Below are 18154 nucleotides of genomic sequence, written 5' to 3'. Positions count from 1 at the left end.
TGGCGCGAACCTTTCACAACTCCTGCCGGCTCGCCCGCACCCCTGGGATGACATGCAGATCCGCGACCTTCCGTATACCGACCCCGGCCGGCCCGACACCGGGTCGGGACCGCGATTACTGCTCTGGCTCGGGCGGCACCAGCTGGCCGGCCAGGCGAAGGCCATGGCGTGGGGCGTGGTGCACATGGCCGCCGTGGCCGCGCTGCCGGTGGCCCTCGGCATCGCCGTGCAGGCCGTGGTCGACCGCTCCGGCGCCCGGCTCGCGCTGGCGGGCGGGCTGATGGTGCTGCTGGGCGGCCTCGTGGCGCTGGGCGACACGATGCTGCACCGCACGGCCGTCACCAACTGGATCACGGCCGCGGCGCGCGTGCAGCAGCTCCTGGCCCGCAAGACCGCCGAGTTGGGCGCCACGCTGACCCGTCAGGTCGCGGCCGGCGAGGTCGTCGCGGTGTCGACGGGCGACGTCGAGAAAATCGGCTGGTTCGTGGAGGCGCTGTCGCGCTTCGGCTCCGCGCTGTTCACCACGCTGTCCGTGTGCGTGGCCCTGGTGATCTACCAGCCGGCCCTGGGCACGGTCATCGCGCTGGCGGTGCCCGCCCTGGTCCTGGCCGTGCTGCCCCTGCTGCCGCCCGCGACGAGACGGGCCGACGAGCAGCGCGACAAGGCGGGGTACGCCACGGAGCTGGCCTCGGACACCGTGGCCGGACTGCGCGTGCTGCGCGGCATCGGCGGTGAGGAGCTGTTCCTGGACCGCTACCGGCGCGCCTCCCAGGAGGTGCGCCGCGCTGCCGTGCGCAGCGCGCGGATGTGGGCGCTGATCGCGGCGGTCCAGGTGCTGCTGCCCGGACTGCTGCTGATCGCGGTGGTCGGCTACGGGGCCGGGCTGGTCGAGGACGGCCGGGTGGGCGTCGGCGAACTGGTCACCGTCTACGGCCTGGTCACCTTCCTCCTCTTCCCTCTCAGGGTGTTCGAAGAGATCGCCATGGCCTATTCCTTCTCCCGGCCGTCAGCGGAGCGCGCGGCCCGCGTGCTCTCGCTGGGGCGTACCTCACGGGCCGGGGAGGGCGAGGGGCCCGCGGAGGTGCCGGCAGGTGACCTGTACGACCCGGAGAGCGGGTTGTCGGCGCCGGCAGGCCGGCTGACGGCGGTGGTGTGCGGCGACCCGGACGCGGCCGGCCGGCTGGCCGACCGGCTGGGCGGGCACGCCGCGGCGGGGACCGAGGGGGTGCCCTCGGCGCTGCTCGGCGGCGTCGCGCTGGACGGGCTGCCGCTGGAGACGGCCCGCACCGCGGTGCTCGTCCAGGACAAGGACCCGGTGCTGCTGTCGGGGACGCTCGCCGAGCTGCTGGACGTGCCCGCCTCGGGAGCAGTCCCGGCAGAGGCCGCGCTGGCGGCGGCACAGTGCGGTGACGTGCTGACCGCTCTCGCACAGGCCTCCCCGGACGCTTCCCAGGACCCGATGCGGACCCGCATCACCGAGCGCGGGCGCTCGCTGTCGGGAGGACAGCGGCAGCGGCTGGCGCTGGCCCGGTCGCTGGTGACCGACCCGCAGGTGCTGGTGCTCGACGAGCCGACGTCGGCGGTCGACTCGCACACCGAGGCCCGGATCGCCGACGGCCTGCGGGCGCTGCGGCAGGGCCGTACGACGGTGGTGTTCTCCTCCAGCCCGCTGCTGCTCGACCGGGCGGACCGCGTGGTGTTCGTCCAGGAGGGCCGCGCGGTGGCGGTGGGAACGCACCGCGGGCTCCTGCGGGACGACCCCGCGTACCGCGCGGTGGTCACGCGGGAGACGGACCCCGTCGCACGGCCCGCGGGGGGACTGGACGCGGAGCTCACCGAGCTCGGCGAGAGCGAACAGATCGAGGAGTCGGCATGATCGGCGTGGCACCACCGGCGCACGACCCCGCGGCGCCGGAATCGGCGACGACCCTCCCGGTCGCCGCGCCCGCGACCGTCCGGGCCTACGTGCGCACGCTGCTCCGCAGACACCGCAGGGCGTTCGTCGTGCTGGTGGCGGTGAACGCCGTCGCCGTGACCGCCTCCATGGTGGGCCCCTACCTGCTGGGCGGCATGGTCGAGGACCTTGCGGCGGGTGCGCGGGAGGTTCATCTGGGGCGCACGCTCTCGCTGTTCGCCGTGGCGCTCGCCGTGCAGACCGTGTTCGTGCACATGGTGCGGCTGCGCGGGTCGGTGCTCGGCGAGGAGATCCTGGCGGACCTGCGCGAGGACTTCCTCGTGCGGTCGGTGGGGCTGCCGCCGGGCGTCCTGGAGCGGGCCGGCACCGGCGACCTGCTGTCGCGGATCACCACCGACATCGACCGGCTGGCCAATGCCATGCGCGAGGCCGTGCCCCAGCTGGCGATCGGTTTCGTGTGGGCGGCGCTGCTGCTGGGGGCGCTGACGGTGACCGCGCCGCCGCTCGCGCTGTGCGTGCTGGTCGCGGTGCCGGTGCTCGTCATCGGCTGCCGCTGGTACTTCCGCCGGGCGCCGGGCGCCTACCGTTCGGAGGCCGCGGGGTACGCGGCGGTCGCGGCGTCGCTCACGGAGACCGTCGACGCGGGGCGGACCGTCGAGGCGCACCGGCTGGGCGACCGCCGCGTGGCGCTCTCCGACCACCGGATCGCCTCCTGGACCCAGTGGGAGCGGTACACCCTGTGGCTGCGCTCGGTCCTCTTCCCCGTGATCAACGTGACCCACTCGCTGGTCTTCGGCTCCGTGCTGATCATCGGTGGTGTCTTCGTGCTCCAGGGCTGGGTCTCCGTGGGGCGGCTGACGACCGGCGCGCTGTTCGCGCAGATGCTCGTCGAGCCGGTCGGCCTGATCCTGCGCTGGTACGACGAGCTCCAGATCGCGCAGGTGTCGCTCGCCCGGCTGGTGGGGGTCCGCGAGATCGGCGCGGACGGCGCGGACGAGGGCGCGGAGCCCGAGGGCCGGGAGGTGCGGGCGGACGAGGTGCGGTTCGGTTACCTGGAGGGCAACGACGTCCTGCACGGCGTCTCCCTGGCGGTCCGGCCGGGGAGCCGGGTGGCGCTGGTGGGGCCGTCCGGCGCGGGAAAGTCGACGCTGGGCCGGCTGCTGGCCGGGATCTACGCGCCGCGCTCGGGCGCGGTGACGCTCGGGGGCGCGGAGCTCGCACGGATGCCGGCGGAACGGGTGCGCCGCCATGTGGCCCTGGTCAACCAGGAACACCACGTCTTCGTCGGGTCCCTCCGCGACAACCTGCTGCTGGCGCGGACGACGGCCGGGGACGGCGAGCTGTGGTCGGCCCTGGCGGCGGTGGACGCCGACGGCTGGGCGCGTGCGCTCGGCGCCGGGCTGGACACGGAGGTGGGTTCGGGCGGGCTCGCGCTCACCCCGGCCCAGGCGCAGCAGATCGCGCTGGCCCGGCTCGTCCTGGCGGATCCGCACACCCTGGTGCTGGACGAGGCGACCTCCCTGCTGGACCCGCGCGCTGCCCGGCACCTGGAGCGTTCGCTGGCGACGGTGCTGGAGGGGCGCACCGTGGTGGCCATCGCGCACCGGCTGCACACCGCCCACGACGCGGATGTGATCGCGGTGGCGGAGGACGGCCGGATCTCCGAGCTGGGCAGCCACGACGAGCTGGTCGCGGCGGGCGGCACGTACGCGGCGCTGTGGCGCTCCTGGCACCGCTAACCGAAGCGGGCGGGGCGCGGGGCCGGGCGCCCCGGGGTCAGATGAACTCCAGGGCGCCCAGCCCGCCCAGGCCGCCGAGGACCAGGAACGCGGGCATGAGGACCTTGAGCTCCACCCAGCTGCCCGCCCGGAAGCGCATGGCCTTCGGCGGCCCGACGGGATACCAGCGCTTGCGGCCGACGGGTATGGGCCACAGGATCGGGCAGCCGGAGACGGTGAGCGCGTCGCCGATGTCGTGCACCAGGGCGCCGAGGACGATCGGCAGGCCCAGCCACAGGTACTCCTGGCCCGGGTCGGAGAAGAGCCAGCCGGCACCGTTGCCCGGCTCGTTCAGGACGCCGGCCAGTATCCAGGCGCTGGTGGCGCCCAGGAGCCAGACGAGGACGTCGCTGGAGGTGCGGGCCGCGCGCCACAGGAGTCCTTCGACGGCGAGCACCAGGTGGACGAAGAGGATGCCGAGCACGGCCCAGCGGCCGCCGGTCACGGCCAGCGCCGAGGCCCCGCCACCGATCAGGACGGCCCAGAGCCAGGTGTGGGTGAGGGTGCGGTGGCCGCCGTTGCGGCGCGGGTCGCCGTGCCCGCGGGTGGCCTTGTAGACCGAGTGCGAGAGCTTGTCGATGATGCCGCACAGCGCGCGCGATATCGGGCCGAAGGCCCGCGATATCGTCGCCGACTTGTGGTCGAGGTCGGGGGCAAGGGCCGCTCCGGCGCAGATCAGGGCGCCGACGACGAGCACCGGCCAGGGCATCGGGTGGCCCGCTGCGGCCACCGCCGCCCCCACGCCCAGCCAGGCGGCCGCTCCCGAGAGCGAGTGCGCCGGTCCCATCATGGTCGATTCCCCTCCTCGTGCCGGCCGGCCCGGGCTTTCCTGACGCCGGGTCGGCGACTCAGCGTAGCGTCCGGATGATCACCATTCGACCGGCCGGTTCCCTGATCCGGTCCGGGGCCAGGCAGTATGGAGGGGTGACCCTTATCGATCAGATGCCGAGCCATGCCGACCCCGATGCCCTTTTCGAAGCCTTCTCGACCTGGGCCGAGGAGCGGGGCATCTCGCTGTACCCCGCGCAGGAGGAGGCGCTGATCGAGGTGGTCTCCGGGGCGAACGTGATCCTTTCGACGCCCACGGGTTCCGGCAAGAGCCTGGTCGCGGCCGGAGCGCACTTCACCGCGCTCGCCAACGACCAGGTGACCTTCTACACCGCGCCCATCAAGGCGCTGGTGTCGGAGAAGTTCTTCGACCTGTGCAAGATCTTCGGCACGGAGAACGTCGGCATGCTCACGGGCGACGCCTCGGTCAACGCCGACGCGCCCGTCATCTGCTGCACCGCGGAGGTGCTCGCCTCCATCGCGCTGCGCGACGGCAGGGACGCCGACATCGGCCAGGTCGTGATGGACGAGTTCCACTTCTATGCGGAGCCGGACCGGGGCTGGGCCTGGCAGATCCCGCTGCTGGAGCTGCCTCAGGCCCAGTTCATCCTGATGTCGGCGACTCTGGGCGATGTGTCCCGGTTCGAGGAGGACCTGACCCGGCGCACGGGACGCCCCACGGCCGTCGTCCGCTCGGCGACCCGGCCCGTACCGCTGTCCTACGAGTACCGCGCGACGCCGCTCACCGACACCCTCACCGAGCTGCTGCAGACGCAGCAGTCCCCGGTCTACATCGTGCACTTCACCCAGGCCGCGGCCGTGGAGCGGGCACAGGCGCTGATGAGCATCAACATGTGCTCGCGCGAGGAGAAGGACGAGATCGCCAAGCTCATCGGCAACTTCCGCTTCACCACCAAGTTCGGCCGCAACCTCTCGCGCTACGTCCGGCACGGCATCGGCGTGCACCACGCGGGCATGCTGCCCAAGTACCGCCGGCTGGTGGAGCGGCTCGCGCAGGCGGGGCTGCTGAAGGTCATCTGCGGCACGGACACCCTCGGCGTCGGCGTCAACGTGCCGATCCGCACGGTGCTGTTCACCGCCCTGACCAAGTACGACGGCCAGCGGGTGCGGACGCTGCGGGCCCGGGAGTTCCACCAGATCGCGGGCCGGGCCGGGCGGGCCGGATTCGACACGGCCGGGTTCGTCGTCGCTCAGGCCCCCGACCACGTCGTCGAGAACGAGAAGGCCCTCGCCAAGGCCGGTGACGACCCCAAGAAGCGGCGCAAGGTCGTCCGCAAGAAGGCGCCCGAGGGCTTCGTCAACTGGAACGAGAACACCTTCGAGAAGCTCATCGCCTCCGAGCCGGAGCAGCTCACCTCCCGCTTCCGGGTCACCCACGCGATGCTGCTGGCGGTCATCGCCCGCCCGGGCAACGCCTTCGAGGCGATGCGCCGCCTGCTGGAGGACAACCACGAGCCGCGCAGGAACCAGCTGCGGCACATCCGCCGCGCCATCGCGATCTACCGCTCCCTGCTGGACGGCGGCGTGGTCGAGCGGCTCGACGAGCCCGATGCCGAGGGCCGGATCGTGCGCCTGACCGTGGACCTGCAGTCGGACTTCGCGCTCAACCAGCCGCTGTCGACGTTCGCGCTCGCCTCCTTCGAGCTCCTGGACCCGGAGTCCCCGTCCTACGCCCTGGACATGGTCTCGGTCGTGGAGTCGACGCTGGACGACCCGCGGCAGATCCTCGCGGCGCAGCAGAACAAGGCGCGCGGCGAGGCGGTCGCCGCGATGAAGGCGGACGGCGTCGAGTACGAGGACCGCATGGAGCGGCTCATGGACGTCACCTACCCCAAGCCGCTGGAAGAGCTGCTGACCCACGCCTACAACCTCTACCGCAAGAGCCACCCCTGGGTCGGCGACCACCCGCTGTCCCCGAAGTCGGTCATCCGCGACATGTACGAGCGGGCCATGACCTTCACGGAGTTCACCTCCCACTACGACCTGGCGCGGACCGAGGGCATCGTCCTGCGCTACCTCGCCGGCGCGTACAAGGCGCTGGACCACACCGTCCCCGACGACCTGAAGTCCGAGGACTTCCAGGACCTGATCGCCTGGCTGGGCGAGATGGTGCGCCAGGTCGACTCCAGCCTGCTGGACGAGTGGGAGCAGCTGGCCAACCCCGAGGAGGAGACGGCCGAGGAGGCGCAGGACCGCGCCGACCAGGTCAAGCCCGTCACGGCGAACGCCCGCGCCTTCCGGGTGCTCGTGCGCAACGCCCTCTTCCGCAGGGTCGAGCTGGCCGCCCTCGACAAGGTGGGCGAGCTCGGCGAGATGGACGCCGAGTCCGGCTGGGACGAGGACCGCTGGGCCGAGGCCATGGACGCGTACTGGGACGAGTACGACGACCTGGGCACCGGGCCCGACGCGCGCGGCCCGAAGCTGCTGCGGATCGAGGAGAAGCCGCAGGACGGCCTGTGGCGGGTGCGCCAGACCTTCGCCGACCCCAACGGCGACCACGACTGGGGCATCACCGCCGAGGTGGACCTCACCGCCTCCGACGAGGAGGGCCGCGCGGTGGTCCGCGTCCTGGAGGTCGGGCAGCTGTAGCCTCCGAGGCACGGCCCACGCGTCGGGCCCCGGCGGCGAAGGAGGCCCGATGACCACACCGACCGACCGTCTGGTGGGTCTGCTCGACCTGGAGCAGATCGACCTGAACATCTTCCGGGGCCGCAGTCCCGACGAGTCGCTGCAGCGCGTGTTCGGCGGGCAGGTCGCCGGGCAGGCGCTGGTCGCGGCCGGGCGGACCACCGACGGTGACCGCCCGGTCCATTCGCTGCACGCGTACTTCCTGCGCCCCGGGCGGCCGGGGGTGCCGATCGTGTACCTGGTGGAACGGGTGCGCGACGGCCGCTCCTTCACCACACGGCGCGTGGTGGCCGTCCAGCAGGGCCGTACGATCTTCAATCTCACCGCCTCCTTCCACGAACCCGAGCCGGGCTTCGAGCACCAGGTGCCCGCGCCGGACGTGCCGGCGCCCGAGGAGCTGCCACGGCTCGCCGACGAGATCCGCGAGCGTCTCGGCGAGCTGCCCAGCGCGCTGCGCCACATGGAGCGCCGGCTGGCCTTCGACATCCGCTACGTCGACCGGCTCCGCTGGACCCCGCAGGAGCTGGCGGACACCGAGCCGCGCAGCGCGGTGTGGATGCGCGCGCTGGGACCGCTGGGCGACGACCCCCTCGTGCACACCTGCGCCCTCACGTACGCGAGCGACATGACGCTGCTCGACGCCGTACGCATCCCGGTGGAACCGCTGTGGGGGCCGCGCGGCTTCGACATGGCCTCGCTGGACCACGCGATGTGGTTCCACCGGCCCTTCCACGCGGACGAGTGGTTCCTCTACCAGCAGGAGTCGCCCATCGCGACGGGCGCCCGGGGCCTGGCCCGCGGTCAGATCTTCGACCGCGAAGGCCGGCTGCTGGTGTCGGTGATGCAGGAGGGTCTGTTCCGCAAGGTGGGCTGAGCGCCCGGCGCCCGGTCCGGCCGGGCGTCATGCGATGCGCCGCAGCCGTCGCAGCCACGCCCGCAAACCGGCCGGCGCTTCCTCACGGCCCCGGCCGGCTTCCCGGTCCCGCCCGGCCTCCCGGTCTCCCGCGGCCTTCTCCGGCTGCCGCTCCGGCCCCGGCCCCGGAACAGGCCCAGGCTCCAGCTCCGACTCCCGCTCCGCCGCAAGGTCCGACCGGCTGTCCTCCCGTGCACCCACGCCCTGTTCCCTCGCGGGAGCTGCGGACGCATACCCGTCGGGCCTCGGAGCCGGCCGGGCCGCTCGGGCTGCGGCCAGGGCCGCGGCGAGCCGTTCCCGGTGGCGCCCGATCTCGTCGGCGTCGACGGCGAGCGTCACCCGCTCGATGATCTCCCGCGCCGCCGCCGAATCCGAGCGGATCCCCGCGAGGTCCGGGCGCAGCGCGCTGAGGTATGCCCGCTCGTACGGGTCGGGCACGGCATCCGCCAGCTGGTCGGGGGCGAGCACGGCCGCGACGGCCGCCGCCTGCTCCCAGGGCTCCGCCGTCCGCCCGGTCAGCTGGTCGAGCCGGCGGGCGCGCCAGCTCCGGGCCCGCTGGTCGTCACGCCCCTCCAGCTCCAGGCGCAGCCCGGCAGGCGTGCGCCCCGTGAGGAGCTCGGGGTTGGCGTCGGCGAACTCCGCGAGGTCGGCGGCCAGATAGTGCCAGACCACCACCCGGTAGCGATTGACGTAGAACCTCACCGGGGCGAAGCAGCCCGCTTTGGCAAGGCGTGCGAAGCGGGCGGGGCTCACCCCCATCAGCTGGGCGGCCTCGGTCGTGCCCACCGCCCACAGGCGGTTGCGCAGTGACTCGGGGAAGCCCTCGCCGGAGCGGTGCCGTTCGATCTCCTCCCGCGTGACCCGCGGCCTCCCGCCGGGGGCGGAGACCGTCCGCACATGCCCCAGCTGCACGGCCAGCTCGAACTCGCGGGACCTCAGGCCCAGCTCCCGCGCCGCCGTCCCACAGGCCACCGTGGCCGTCGCGCTCCGCTCCCGGCATCCCTGCACCGCCATGGAACCCTCCCCCGTCATCGCCCGATCACCGTCGATTACTGACAGTGACGACGATAGCGGTGGAGTGCGACAGCCCGTCCGCCCTGTGGATAACCCTCGCCGATCCCTCGCAATCCCTCGCCGACGCGCCTCCTCGACGCGCCTCGCCTGCCACCTCGCTCCGCGCCCCGGCTACTGCCTGGCCTCGACGCCCAGGTGCTCGCCGACGCGGTTGACCAGCAGCGTCATCTCGTAGCCGATCTGGCCGATGTCGGCCTCCGCTCCCCCGAGGACGCACAGGCAGCTGCCGTCGCCCGCGGCCGTCACGAACAGCACGCCTTCGTCGAACTCGACCATCGTCTGCCGCACCCGGCCCGCCCCGAACTGACGGCCCGTGCCCTTCGCGAGGCTGTGCAGCCCCGACGCGACCGCGGCCAGGTGCTCGGCGTCCTCCTGCTTCAGGCTCGCGCCGGCCCCCGTCACCAGCCCGTCGTTGGAGAGCACCAGTGCGTGCCGTATGTGCTCTATGCGCTCGGTCAGGTCGTCCAGCATCCAGTCGAGCCCCTTGCCGACTGCCATGTCCCGCCTCCCCGTTCCGCTGTTCCCCGTAACTGCCGTGCCAGCCTTGCTCACCCGCGTGCCGTCGGCAACCCGTCCCGGCCCGTCGGCACGTGTCCGTGCGCAAGTTGGCACATGATGGGGACATGGCACAGCAATCGACCAAGGAACAGTGGCGGGATCCCGCCCACGTGCAGGAGTTCTTCACCGAGCGGGCGGGCGACTGGGACGCCCGCTTCCCGGATGACGGACCCGCCTACGACGCCGCCGTCGCCGATCTCGGGCTGCGCCGCGGCGATGCGGTCCTGGACGCGGGGTGCGGTACCGGGCGGGCGCTTCCGGCCCTGCGCGCCGCGGTCGGGCCGCGGGGCGTCGTGCTCGGCGCGGATCTGACGCCCGCGATGCTGGACGCCGCCGTGCGGGCGGGCCGGCATCACGACGGGCAGCTGCTCCTGGCCGACGTCACCACGCTGCCGCTGCGCGACGGTTCGGTCGATGCCGTCTTCGCGGCGGGTCTCGTCTCGCACTTGGCGGACCTGGTGGCGGGCCTGCGAGAGCTGGCCCGCGTCGTACGGCCCGGCGGGCGGCTCGCGCTCTTCCACCCCGTCGGGCGTGCCGCGCTCGCCGCCCGCCACGGCCGCCAGGTGACGCCCGACGACGAGCGCGCCGAGCCCAACCTGCGCCCCCTGCTGGCGCGCGGCGGCTGGCACCTCGACTCCTACGCGGACGAGGACACCCGTTTCCTGGTGCTGGCGAGCCGGACGGACCGGCCGGAGCCGCACGCGGCGGCACTCGGCTGAAGGGCCCCCGAGACAGCAGAGGCAACAGAGGTAACAGGGGCAACAGAGGCCTGCAAGGTCACGAGGGACGCGAGGGCAGGAGGGGGAGGCCAGAAGGCCCGGGAGAGAAGGGACAGGTGGATCAGGAGGGCAGGAGGGACCGGGCGGCCACCGCTTCGACGAACGCGGCGGGGTTGTCGAACATCATGTTGTGCCCGGCACCGGGCACGGTCTCCACGACGACCCCCGAGGCCTCCAGCTCCTCGCGCCCCGGCAGCTCGCCGCTGAGCTCCCCCATCAGGTACGTCCGCGGAATGGTCATCTCCTGCAGCAGGTGACGCATCGTCGGCCGGGTACCGCGCACCAGGCCGATCGCGCTGCGGTGCAGGGCGGTGGGGTCGGCGAGCCGCATCGTCGCGCGCCACAGCGGACCGACCCGCTGCAGGGTGTCCGTGAATCCCCCGCCGTGGACGAATCCCTCCTCCGTGTAGGAGGCGATGCCGCTGCTACCGGCCGTCCGGGGCGGGTCGGGGTCGAGGTTGGCCTCGGCGAGGACCAGCCGCGAGACCAGCTCGGGCCGCCGGGCGGCGAGCACGATGGCGACGGCTCCGCCCATGCTGTGGCCCACGACCTCGGCACCCTTGACCCCGGCCGAGTGCAGGGCCGCCGCCACCGCGTCGGCGTGCTCCTCGAGCGTGTACCCGAAGTCCAGGGGGCGGTCACTGATGCCGTGTCCCGGCAGGTCGACGAAGAGCGAGCGCCGGTCGGACAGTGCTGCGGCCGCGGCAATGTGCGCGTGGTAGACGGCCGAGGCCGATCCCAGCCCGTGGAGGTAGACCCGCGCGGGGCCGCCTCCGGAGGCCTCGGTCCATCGCACACAGGCCCCCGTGGATCCGAACTCCGCCTGTCGCATGCCGTTCTCCCCTCCAGCGATTCCGTACTGGATCATCACCATACATCGATCTCGATGTACCGCCATAGCGATATACACCGGCTGTCGGGTTGAATACCGCCATGCTTGAACTCGCCATCCTCGGATTCCTCTACGACGCCTCGCTGCACGGCTACGAGCTGCGCAAGCGCATCGCCGCGCTCACCGGGCACGTCAAGCCCGTGGCAGAGGGCTCGCTGTATCCGGCGATCAAGCGGCTGGAGTCGGCGGGGCTGCTCGCCCGGGAGACCCGGCCGGGCTCCGGAGCCGCCCCGCGGCACGTCCTCTCCCTGACGTCGCACGGCCGCGCGGAGCTGCGGCACCGGCTCGCGGAGCCGGCCGACAACGACATCACGGACGAGAACCGCTGGTTCACGGTGCTCGCGTTCCTGCGCCACCTGGGCGAACCGGCGGGGCAGGCCGCCGTCCTGGAACGGCGGCTCGCCTTCCTCCAGCAGCCGGCGAGCTTCTTCTACGCCGGCGACCGGCCGCTGCACGCCGAGGAGATCGAGGATCCCTTCCGGCGGGGCGTGCTCACCATCGCCCGCGCCACCAGCCGTGCGGAGCTGACCTGGCTGCGCGAGACGATCGGCTCACTCCGCCGCGTCTGAAGCGGTCCGTCCGTGCGGCACCGGGCAGGAGCCCGGCCGCGCGCCTCGCCGGGCGGCCGGGAACGTGCCCAGCTCCGCAACGGCATATCCGTTGGGATAGCCCTTGATCTCGGGGTTCTGGCGCACGAAGTGAGGGACGCGGCGCGGCGGGAGGAGGCGTACGGCCTTGGCCCGGGCCCGCAGGGCTCCGCGGACCAGGACGCGGGTGGCGGGATGCGGCTGCTCGTAGCGGAAGGCCCGCAGCAGGGAGTCGTCGAGCAGAGCACGGCTCGCGCCGCGCACGAGCGGGGCGAGCGGACGCGGGTACCAGGAGGCCATCAGGTCGAGCGTGGCGTCGGACACGCGGCGGCCGCCCTCGTCCCAGCCGAAGTGCTCGGCCTCGTACGCGTCCAGGCAGCGCTCGAACTCCGCGTAGGACCCCGGGATGTCCTGGATGCCCATGTGCTTGCCGAGGGTGCGGTAGTACGCCGCGATGGCATGCCGCTCGTGCCCGGAGAACCGGCGCCAGCCGTACGCGTCGACCCATCTTCCCGGGATGACGACGAAGGTGCACAGGACGTAGCGCATGTCGTCGTTGCTGATGTCATAGCTGCGGTGCATCTGGTTGATTCGGCGGATCGCCGTCCGGCCGCTCTCGCTGTCGAAACCGTGCTCCACGACGGCGTCGAGCAGGAGGGCGGTGTCGTCGTACCGCTTCTGCGTGCGGTCGGGGAACTCGCCCGTCCCGGCCAGGAGACGGCCGATACTGGGCACTGCATAGGTCCTGTAGAGGGCGAGTTCCAGCGCGCGGGTGATGTCCCAGGGGAACTCCAGGGTCGCCATCATCCGGTAGATCTTGAAGAAGTCCCGCTCCGGATCCATTCCCCGGATCTCCTTGAGCCGGTCATAGCGCTTCACTCGGCGGTCGCCCCTTCGTTCGTCGGAGGTTCAACTCTACGGGTGACGGGCACACTTGAACGACCACGGCCCGGACGCTCGCGGAGGCAGGTGACGATCGGTGTTCGACAAGCTCCGCAAGCGCATCGAGGAGGCCCGGCAGCCGCCGCAGCCCCCGCCGCCCGCCGCGCGGCAGCGCAATCTCTTCGAGGCGGCCGCCGCCTATGTGGCGGCGTGCGCCGAGGACGACCACGACAGAAGCGCCGAGGCGGCCCGCTGGGTCTCCCCTGAAGCGCTCTGCTTCGGGGTGAACGAGCTCGCATGCCGCGCGGTCATCGCGCTCGCCCGTGAACACGACGAGACACCGCAGCACATGGCGCGCAAACTGCTGGGCCTGCCCGCCGCCTGAGGCACGCCCGCGCATCGCACACGGCCGGGAAACGAAAACGTACGGCACACAGGACGGCTCCGTGCGCATGCCGTACATCCCCTCCCCGCATACGCAGAACAGCCTTCCGCAGGCGCGCAGGACAGCCTCCGTAACGCGTCCCCACGCATACCGGGCTGTCGCATGCCGCTGGGCGCATGTTCCCGAAGCCGTCACCTTGAAGGCGTGTACATGTCATGCGCGCCGCTCTACATTTCCCTCACGCCCCCGGCCGCCGCCCCGCCCAGCACCTTCCCCGCCAGTGCCCGCCTGCCGCCCGCCTGTACGGAGGACACCGTGCCCGCCGCACCCGCCCACGCCCCCGGTCCGCGCAGCCCCCGCCGCCGTCATCACGGCGCCCTGGCCACGGCCTTCGGCCTCGCCGCCGTCTCCGTCGGCCTGTGGGGCCCGGACTCCTCCGCCGCGGCGGCCGTGCCCACCCCGGACCACGTCGTGGTCGTCGTCTTCGAGAACCGCGCCTACAGCCAGGTCATGGGCAGCTCCAGCGCGCCCTACATCAACTCCCTCGCCGCGGGAGGGGCCAGCCTGACCGCGTCGTACGCCGAGACGCACCCCAGCCAGCCCAACTACTACGCGCTGTTCTCCGGGGACACCCAGGGCGTCACCGACGACAGCTGTGTCACTCCCGGCTTCAGCGACGAGCCCAACCTCGCCTCCGAACTGGTCGCCGCGGGCAGGACCTGGGCCAGCTACAACGAGTCCCTGCCCGCCGAGGGATCCACCACCTGCAAGAGCGGCAAGTACGCGCAGAAGCACAACCCGTGGTTCGGTTTCAGCAACGTACCCACCAGCACCGCGCACACCATGAGTGCCTTCCCCGGTGACTACAGCAAGCTGCCGACCGTCTCCTTCGTCGTGCCGAACCTCTGCAGCGACATGCACGACTGCTCCGTGGGCACCGGCGACACCTGGCTGAAGAACAACCTCAAGGGCTATGCGGACTGGGCCAGGACCCACAACAGCCTGCTCCTCATCACCTTCGACGAGGACAACCGGCTCAGCGGCAACCGCATCCCGACCGTCTTCCACGGACAGCCCGTCAAGGCCGGTTCCACCTCCGGCACCACCTACAACCACTACGACGTGCTGCGCACCATCGAGGACATGTACGGCACCGCGCACGCCGGGCAGGCAGCGGGCGCCAAGGACATCACGGGCATCTGGAACAGCTGACCGTGTACCTCGCGGACAGCCGCACCGCCCCTGGCGTCCCCGACACCGCCGGCCGGGCCCCCTCCCCCGGCCGGCGGGCCGCCGTCCCCGCGGCCGTGCTCGCCCTGGGCACCGTCAGCCTCGTCACGGACGTCTCCTCGGAGATGGTCACCGCCGTCCTGCCGCTCTACCTGGTGGCCGAACTCGGCCTGTCGCCCCTCGGCTTCGGTCTGCTGGACGCCGTCCACAACGGCATCAGCGCGCTCGTACGGCTGATCGGCGGCAGGTTCGCCGACCGCGGACCGGGCGGCCACAAGGCCGTGGCCGCCGCCGGCTACGGCCTCTCCGCCCTGTGCAAGCCGCTGCTGCTCGTCGTGCACAGCGTGCCCCTGATCGGCGCGGTGCTCGCCGCCGACCGTACGGGCAAGGGCCTGCGCACCGCACCCCGCGACGCCATGATCTCGCTGGCCTGCGAACCGGCCGGCCGGGGCCGGGCCTTCGGCGTGCACCGCGCGATGGACACCGCGGGCGCACTGCTCGGCCCCCTGATCGCCTTCCTCATCCTGCGGGCGGCGGCCGGCGGATACGACGCCGTGTTCACCGTGAGCGGCTGCGTGGCCGTCCTCGGCGTGCTCGTCCTCCTGCTCTTCGTGCCCGGCCGCGCCGCCTCCCGCGAGCACCGCACACCTGCGGTCAGGGCGCCCCTGCGAGCCGTTTCGCGCCGCCCGGAAATCCGCCGGCTGACCGCCTGCGCGGCGCTGCTGGGGCTGACCACCGTCAGCGACTCGTTCCTGTACCTCACGTTGCAGCACCGGCTGGACCTGTCCGACGCCTGGTTCCCGCTCCTGCCGCTGGGGACAGCCACCGCCTTCCTCCTGCTGGCCGTCCCGCTGGGGGCCGTCGCCGACCTCTTCGGGCGCCGGCGGCTGTTCCTCTGCGGCCACCTCGCGCTCCTGGGGGCGTACGCCATGCTCCTCGTCCCGCTCGGCGACCCGCCCGCTCTGCTGTGGCCGGCGCTCGCCCTGCACGGCGGCTTCTACGCGGCCACGGACGGCGTTCTGGCGGCCGCCACGGCCGATGCCGTTCCGGAGGCCGTCCGCGGCAGCGGGCTCGCCGTCGTCCAGACCGGGCAGGCGGCCGCCCGTTTCGTCTGCTCGCTCGCCTTCGGCGCGGCCTGGACGGCGTGGGGCGACCGCACGGCGCTGGAGGCGGCAGCAGCCGGTCTCGCCGTCTCCGCCGCCGTCAGCGCACTGCTGCTGCGCCCTGCGAAACCCCTGCCCGCGGGCGGCCCTCCGGCGCCCGTCCGCTGAACCACGAGGACCGCCCTGATGAACCTCAAGAACCGTCTCCTGATCCTCGTCGCGGCCGTGCTGGTCCTGGGCGGTGTCGCGCTGGCCGCCACGCTGCACGCCGCCGGGCGGGCCGCCGAGAAGGACCGGGCGCGGCCCGGCGGCCCGCGGGTCGGCCGCGGCGAGGTCGTCCTGGACGCGCCGGGCCGGAGCGTGTTCCGGAACATGGCCTGGGGGCCGCACCGCGACGAGATCGCCTCGGTGCCCGCCGCCGACCCGGCAGGACCCCGTACCTCGTCCGGGGTGCGCTGCCTGCGCTTCCACTCGGCCGGCGGGACGGGGATCTGCCTGCAGGCGGTGCACGGCAGGCTCCGGGACGGCTACCGGGCCGTCGTCCTGGACGCCCGGCTGCGCGAGCTGCGCCGCTACGACCTGGCCGGCGTGCCGACCCGGGCCCGGGTCTCCCCCAGCGGCCGCTCCGTCGCCTGGACCGTCTTCGTCAGCGGGGACTCGTACGCGGGGACGAACTTCTCCACCCGCACCTCCGTCCTGGACCTGGACGGCTGGGCGCTGGACCGCAACCTGGAGGACTACCGGTTCTTCCTGGACGGCCGGCTGCACAAGGCGGCGGACATCAACGTCTGGGGCGTCACCTTCGCCGACGACACGCACTTCTACGCCACCGTCGCCACGGGCGGGCGCACGCACCTGGTGCGCGGTGACCGCACCGACCGGACGCTGCGCTCGCTGCACTCCAACGTCGAGTGCCCGTCCCTCTCGCCGGACGGGACGCGCATCGCCTACAAGAAGCGCGTCGAGGGCGCGCCCGACGACGCGCCCTGGCGGCTGTACGTCCTGGATCTGCACACTTTGCGCGAGACCGCGACGGCCGAGCGGCGCAACATCGACGACCAGGCGGTGTGGCGGGACGGGCACACCCTCGTCTACGCGCTGCCCGGCGACTACGGATCGGATCTGTGGTCCGTCCCGGCGGACGGATCCGGCAGCCCGCGGATCACGATGCCCGCGGCGCTGGCGCCGGCCTTCACCGGCTGACCCCTTCCGGGACCGTCAGCGTCCCAGCTCCTTGCGCGACACCCGGCGCAGCCTCTTGCGCTGCGAGGAGTCCAGCAGGAGATACGCGCCGACCGGCACCCCGACCATCACCAGCAGTGCGGCCCAGAAGGGCAGCAGCCACAGCAGGATGACTCCGACCGCCACGCCTCCGACGGCGACCTTGGCCCTGTTGCTCATGTCCCTGCCTCCTTCGCGACGGCTGCCGCTCTGTCCGTGAGAACGCCCGGCAGCGGCGCCTGGTTCCTCAGCCGGTCCGCAGCGGGGCGCCCACCGCGTGCATGTGGTGCAGCGCCTGGCGGTACGAGTCGACGATTCCAGTCTCGGTGTACGGCAGCCCCGACGCGCGGCAGTGCGCGCGGACCAGCGGCCGGGCGAGGCGCAGGTGGGGGCGCGGCATGCTGGGGAAGAGGTGGTGCTCGATCTGGTAGTTCAGCCCGCCCATGAGCCAGTCGGTGACGAGGCCGCCGCGCACGTTGCGCGAGGTGAGGACCTGGCGGCGGAGGTGGCCCCGGCGCGCGCCGTCGTCCGGGTCCGGCATCTCCATGCCCTTGTGGTTGGGGGCGAAGACCATGCCGAGGTGGAGGCCGAAGAGGGCGTGATGGAGGAGGGCGAAGGCGAGGGCCTTGCCCGGGGACATCGCGGACAGCAGCAGGGTGGCGTAGCCGGCCGCGTGGAGGGCCAGGAGTACGGCCTCCGTCCGCCGTTCCGCCGGGCTGTGCCGTTTGAGGTCGCGCACGCTCGAGATCTTCAGGTTGAGGCCTTCGAGCAGGAGCATCGGGAAGAAGAGGCGGGCCTGGTTGCGGGTGAGCCACCGCGTGAAGCCCTGTCGCTGAGCGGCCTGCCGCTGGGTCCAGACGAGTGCTCCGACGCCGACGTCGGGGTCCTTGTCGACGTGGTTGGGGTTGGCGTGGTGGCGGTTGTGCTTGTCGTTCCACCACGCGTAGCTCATGCCCAGCAGCAGGTCCGCGTGGACGAGGCCGATCAGCCGCCCGGTGCGCCGGGTACCGGTTATCTGGGCGTGTCCGCTGTCGTGCCCGACGAAGGCGGTGCGGGCCCAGAACAGGGCGGCGGGAACGGCCAGCAGGAGGGTCCACCAGGAGTCGCCGCAGAGCACGATCCCGGCGGCCGTGGCGGCGAGCGCCAGGAGGTTCACGGCGATGCTGCGCGCGTACCAGCCCCTCCGGCGGTCGAGGAGGCCCTGTCCCCGGACCTGGCGGAGGAGCGGGGCGAAGTCGCTGCCTGCAGCGGGTTCCGCGAGCAGCGTGGTGGCCTGGGGCATGGGGTCTCCGGACGGTCGGCAGGCTGGGCTGGGCTGACCTCACCGAACGTACGGACCGGAGTGGGTCGCGGCCATGGA

Annotated in this window: 17 protein-coding genes; 10 read left to right on the top strand and 7 right to left on the bottom strand. The window is 72.8% G+C overall.

The genetic code is table 11. The features are described from left to right. The first annotated feature begins 52 nt into the window (after window positions 1-52). Window positions 53-1876, top strand: coding sequence for an ABC transporter transmembrane domain-containing protein (locus ACFPP6_RS06950; RefSeq protein WP_382038249.1), 1824 nt, complete (start codon window positions 53-55; stop codon window positions 1874-1876). Continuing rightward, a complete protein-coding gene (locus ACFPP6_RS06945; protein WP_382038247.1) occupies window positions 1873-3654 on the top strand; it encodes an ABC transporter ATP-binding protein in 1782 nt (593 codons plus the stop codon). The genes ACFPP6_RS06950 and ACFPP6_RS06945 overlap by 4 nt, the downstream gene beginning before the upstream one ends. Before the next feature lie 37 nt (window positions 3655-3691). Here the strand turns inward: ACFPP6_RS06945 and ACFPP6_RS06940 are convergent, their stop codons facing one another. Continuing rightward, the gene (locus tag ACFPP6_RS06940; RefSeq protein ID WP_382038245.1) at window positions 3692-4483 is read right to left on the bottom strand and encodes a metal-dependent hydrolase; all 792 of its coding nucleotides are present in this window, start codon (window positions 4481-4483) and stop codon (window positions 3692-3694) included. Window positions 4484-4617: 134 nt separating this feature from the next. Between ACFPP6_RS06940 and ACFPP6_RS06935 the strand changes: the two genes are divergently transcribed. Further along, complete coding sequence (locus ACFPP6_RS06935; protein WP_382038243.1) at window positions 4618-7131, top strand: DEAD/DEAH box helicase; 2514 nt, start codon at window positions 4618-4620, stop codon at window positions 7129-7131. 49 nt (window positions 7132-7180) lie between these two features. Further along, entirely contained in the window at window positions 7181-8044 is an 864-nt protein-coding gene (locus ACFPP6_RS06930; protein WP_168096528.1) for an acyl-CoA thioesterase, read from the top strand. Window positions 8045-8071: 27 nt separating this feature from the next. Here ACFPP6_RS06930 and ACFPP6_RS06925 read toward each other — a convergent pair whose 3' ends face one another. Next, window positions 8072-9097 (bottom strand): DUF6397 family protein, encoded by a 1026-nt coding sequence (locus ACFPP6_RS06925; protein WP_382038241.1) that lies wholly within the window; start codon window positions 9095-9097, stop codon window positions 8072-8074. A gap of 171 nt (window positions 9098-9268) precedes the next feature. Continuing rightward, entirely contained in the window at window positions 9269-9655 is a 387-nt protein-coding gene (locus tag ACFPP6_RS06920; protein ID WP_382038239.1) for a roadblock/LC7 domain-containing protein, read from the bottom strand. A 125-nt stretch (window positions 9656-9780) separates the two neighbouring features. Here ACFPP6_RS06920 and ACFPP6_RS06915 point away from each other — a divergent pair, with 125 nt between their 5' ends. Continuing rightward, window positions 9781-10434 carry a class I SAM-dependent methyltransferase gene (locus ACFPP6_RS06915; protein WP_382038237.1) on the top strand — a complete coding sequence of 218 codons (654 nt, stop codon included), beginning with the start codon at window positions 9781-9783 and terminating at the stop codon, window positions 10432-10434. 121 nt (window positions 10435-10555) lie between these two features. On the opposite strand, the gene ACFPP6_RS06910 is transcribed toward ACFPP6_RS06915, so the two are convergent. Then, complete coding sequence (locus tag ACFPP6_RS06910) at window positions 10556-11326, bottom strand: alpha/beta fold hydrolase (protein ID WP_382038235.1); 771 nt, start codon at window positions 11324-11326, stop codon at window positions 10556-10558. Between the two features lie 101 nt (window positions 11327-11427). On the opposite strand from ACFPP6_RS06910, the gene ACFPP6_RS06905 reads away from it, so the two are divergent. After that, window positions 11428-11955: a PadR family transcriptional regulator gene (locus tag ACFPP6_RS06905; protein ID WP_382038233.1), complete on the top strand. Its 528-nt coding sequence runs from the start codon at window positions 11428-11430 to the stop codon at window positions 11953-11955. On the opposite strand, the gene ACFPP6_RS06900 is transcribed toward ACFPP6_RS06905, so the two are convergent. Then, window positions 11938-12852, bottom strand: a complete 915-nt coding sequence (locus tag ACFPP6_RS06900; protein WP_382038231.1) for an oxygenase MpaB family protein — start codon at window positions 12850-12852, stop codon at window positions 11938-11940. The two genes, ACFPP6_RS06905 and ACFPP6_RS06900, sit on opposite strands and share 18 nt — an antisense overlap. A gap of 124 nt (window positions 12853-12976) precedes the next feature. Between ACFPP6_RS06900 and ACFPP6_RS06895 the strand changes: the two genes are divergently transcribed. The 4 genes from ACFPP6_RS06895 to ACFPP6_RS06880 all read left to right on the top strand — a co-directional run bounded on the left by ACFPP6_RS06895 (window position 12977) and on the right by ACFPP6_RS06880 (window position 16776). Continuing rightward, window positions 12977-13240: a hypothetical protein gene (locus ACFPP6_RS06895; RefSeq protein ID WP_382038516.1), complete on the top strand. Its 264-nt coding sequence runs from the start codon at window positions 12977-12979 to the stop codon at window positions 13238-13240. Between the two features lie 210 nt (window positions 13241-13450). Then, window positions 13451-14452 carry an alkaline phosphatase family protein gene (locus ACFPP6_RS06890; RefSeq protein ID WP_382038229.1) on the top strand — a complete coding sequence of 334 codons (1002 nt, stop codon included), beginning with the start codon at window positions 13451-13453 and terminating at the stop codon, window positions 14450-14452. Window positions 14453-14454: 2 nt separating this feature from the next. Then, window positions 14455-15741 carry an MFS transporter gene (locus ACFPP6_RS06885; RefSeq protein WP_382038227.1) on the top strand — a complete coding sequence of 429 codons (1287 nt, stop codon included), beginning with the start codon at window positions 14455-14457 and terminating at the stop codon, window positions 15739-15741. An 18-nt stretch (window positions 15742-15759) separates the two neighbouring features. Then, on the top strand, window positions 15760-16776 hold the full coding sequence (locus ACFPP6_RS06880; RefSeq protein WP_382038225.1) for a TolB family protein: 1017 nt from the start codon (window positions 15760-15762) through the stop codon (window positions 16774-16776). A gap of 15 nt (window positions 16777-16791) precedes the next feature. On the opposite strand, the gene ACFPP6_RS06875 is transcribed toward ACFPP6_RS06880, so the two are convergent. Both ACFPP6_RS06875 and ACFPP6_RS06870 read right to left on the bottom strand, forming a co-directional pair. Further along, window positions 16792-16974 carry a hypothetical protein gene (locus ACFPP6_RS06875; protein WP_168097070.1) on the bottom strand — a complete coding sequence of 61 codons (183 nt, stop codon included), beginning with the start codon at window positions 16972-16974 and terminating at the stop codon, window positions 16792-16794. 67 nt (window positions 16975-17041) lie between these two features. Beyond that, entirely contained in the window at window positions 17042-18076 is a 1035-nt protein-coding gene (locus ACFPP6_RS06870; RefSeq protein ID WP_382038224.1) for a fatty acid desaturase family protein, read from the bottom strand. Window positions 18077-18154: the final 78 nt, after the last annotated feature.

Origin of the sequence: Streptomyces aureoversilis (genome assembly GCF_042657885.1) — a bacterium.
GTDB lineage: Bacteria > Actinomycetota > Actinomycetes > Streptomycetales > Streptomycetaceae > Streptomyces > Streptomyces aureoversilis.
This window is presented reverse-complemented; position numbering and strand designations above follow the sequence as displayed.

What these genes read in the sequence shown, in the direction of transcription:
- ACFPP6_RS06950 (WP_382038249.1), top strand. Translation starts at nt 53, where the DNA reads ATGCAGATCCGCGACCTTCCGTATACCGACCCCGGCCGGCCCGACACC.
- ACFPP6_RS06945 (WP_382038247.1), top strand. Translation starts at nt 1,873, where the DNA reads ATGATCGGCGTGGCACCACCGGCGCACGACCCCGCGGCGCCGGAATCG.
- ACFPP6_RS06940 (WP_382038245.1), bottom strand. Translation starts at nt 4,483, where the DNA reads ATGATGGGACCGGCGCACTCGCTCTCGGGAGCGGCCGCCTGGCTGGGC.
- ACFPP6_RS06930 (WP_168096528.1), top strand. Translation starts at nt 7,181, where the DNA reads ATGACCACACCGACCGACCGTCTGGTGGGTCTGCTCGACCTGGAGCAG.
- ACFPP6_RS06925 (WP_382038241.1), bottom strand. Translation starts at nt 9,097, where the DNA reads ATGGCGGTGCAGGGATGCCGGGAGCGGAGCGCGACGGCCACGGTGGCC.
- ACFPP6_RS06920 (WP_382038239.1), bottom strand. Translation starts at nt 9,655, where the DNA reads ATGGCAGTCGGCAAGGGGCTCGACTGGATGCTGGACGACCTGACCGAG.
- ACFPP6_RS06915 (WP_382038237.1), top strand. Translation starts at nt 9,781, where the DNA reads ATGGCACAGCAATCGACCAAGGAACAGTGGCGGGATCCCGCCCACGTG.
- ACFPP6_RS06910 (WP_382038235.1), bottom strand. Translation starts at nt 11,326, where the DNA reads ATGCGACAGGCGGAGTTCGGATCCACGGGGGCCTGTGTGCGATGGACC.
- ACFPP6_RS06905 (WP_382038233.1), top strand. Translation starts at nt 11,428, where the DNA reads ATGCTTGAACTCGCCATCCTCGGATTCCTCTACGACGCCTCGCTGCAC.
- ACFPP6_RS06890 (WP_382038229.1), top strand. Translation starts at nt 13,451, where the DNA reads ATGTCATGCGCGCCGCTCTACATTTCCCTCACGCCCCCGGCCGCCGCC.
- ACFPP6_RS06880 (WP_382038225.1), top strand. Translation starts at nt 15,760, where the DNA reads ATGAACCTCAAGAACCGTCTCCTGATCCTCGTCGCGGCCGTGCTGGTC.
- ACFPP6_RS06875 (WP_168097070.1), bottom strand. Translation starts at nt 16,974, where the DNA reads ATGAGCAACAGGGCCAAGGTCGCCGTCGGAGGCGTGGCGGTCGGAGTC.
- ACFPP6_RS06870 (WP_382038224.1), bottom strand. Translation starts at nt 18,076, where the DNA reads ATGCCCCAGGCCACCACGCTGCTCGCGGAACCCGCTGCAGGCAGCGAC.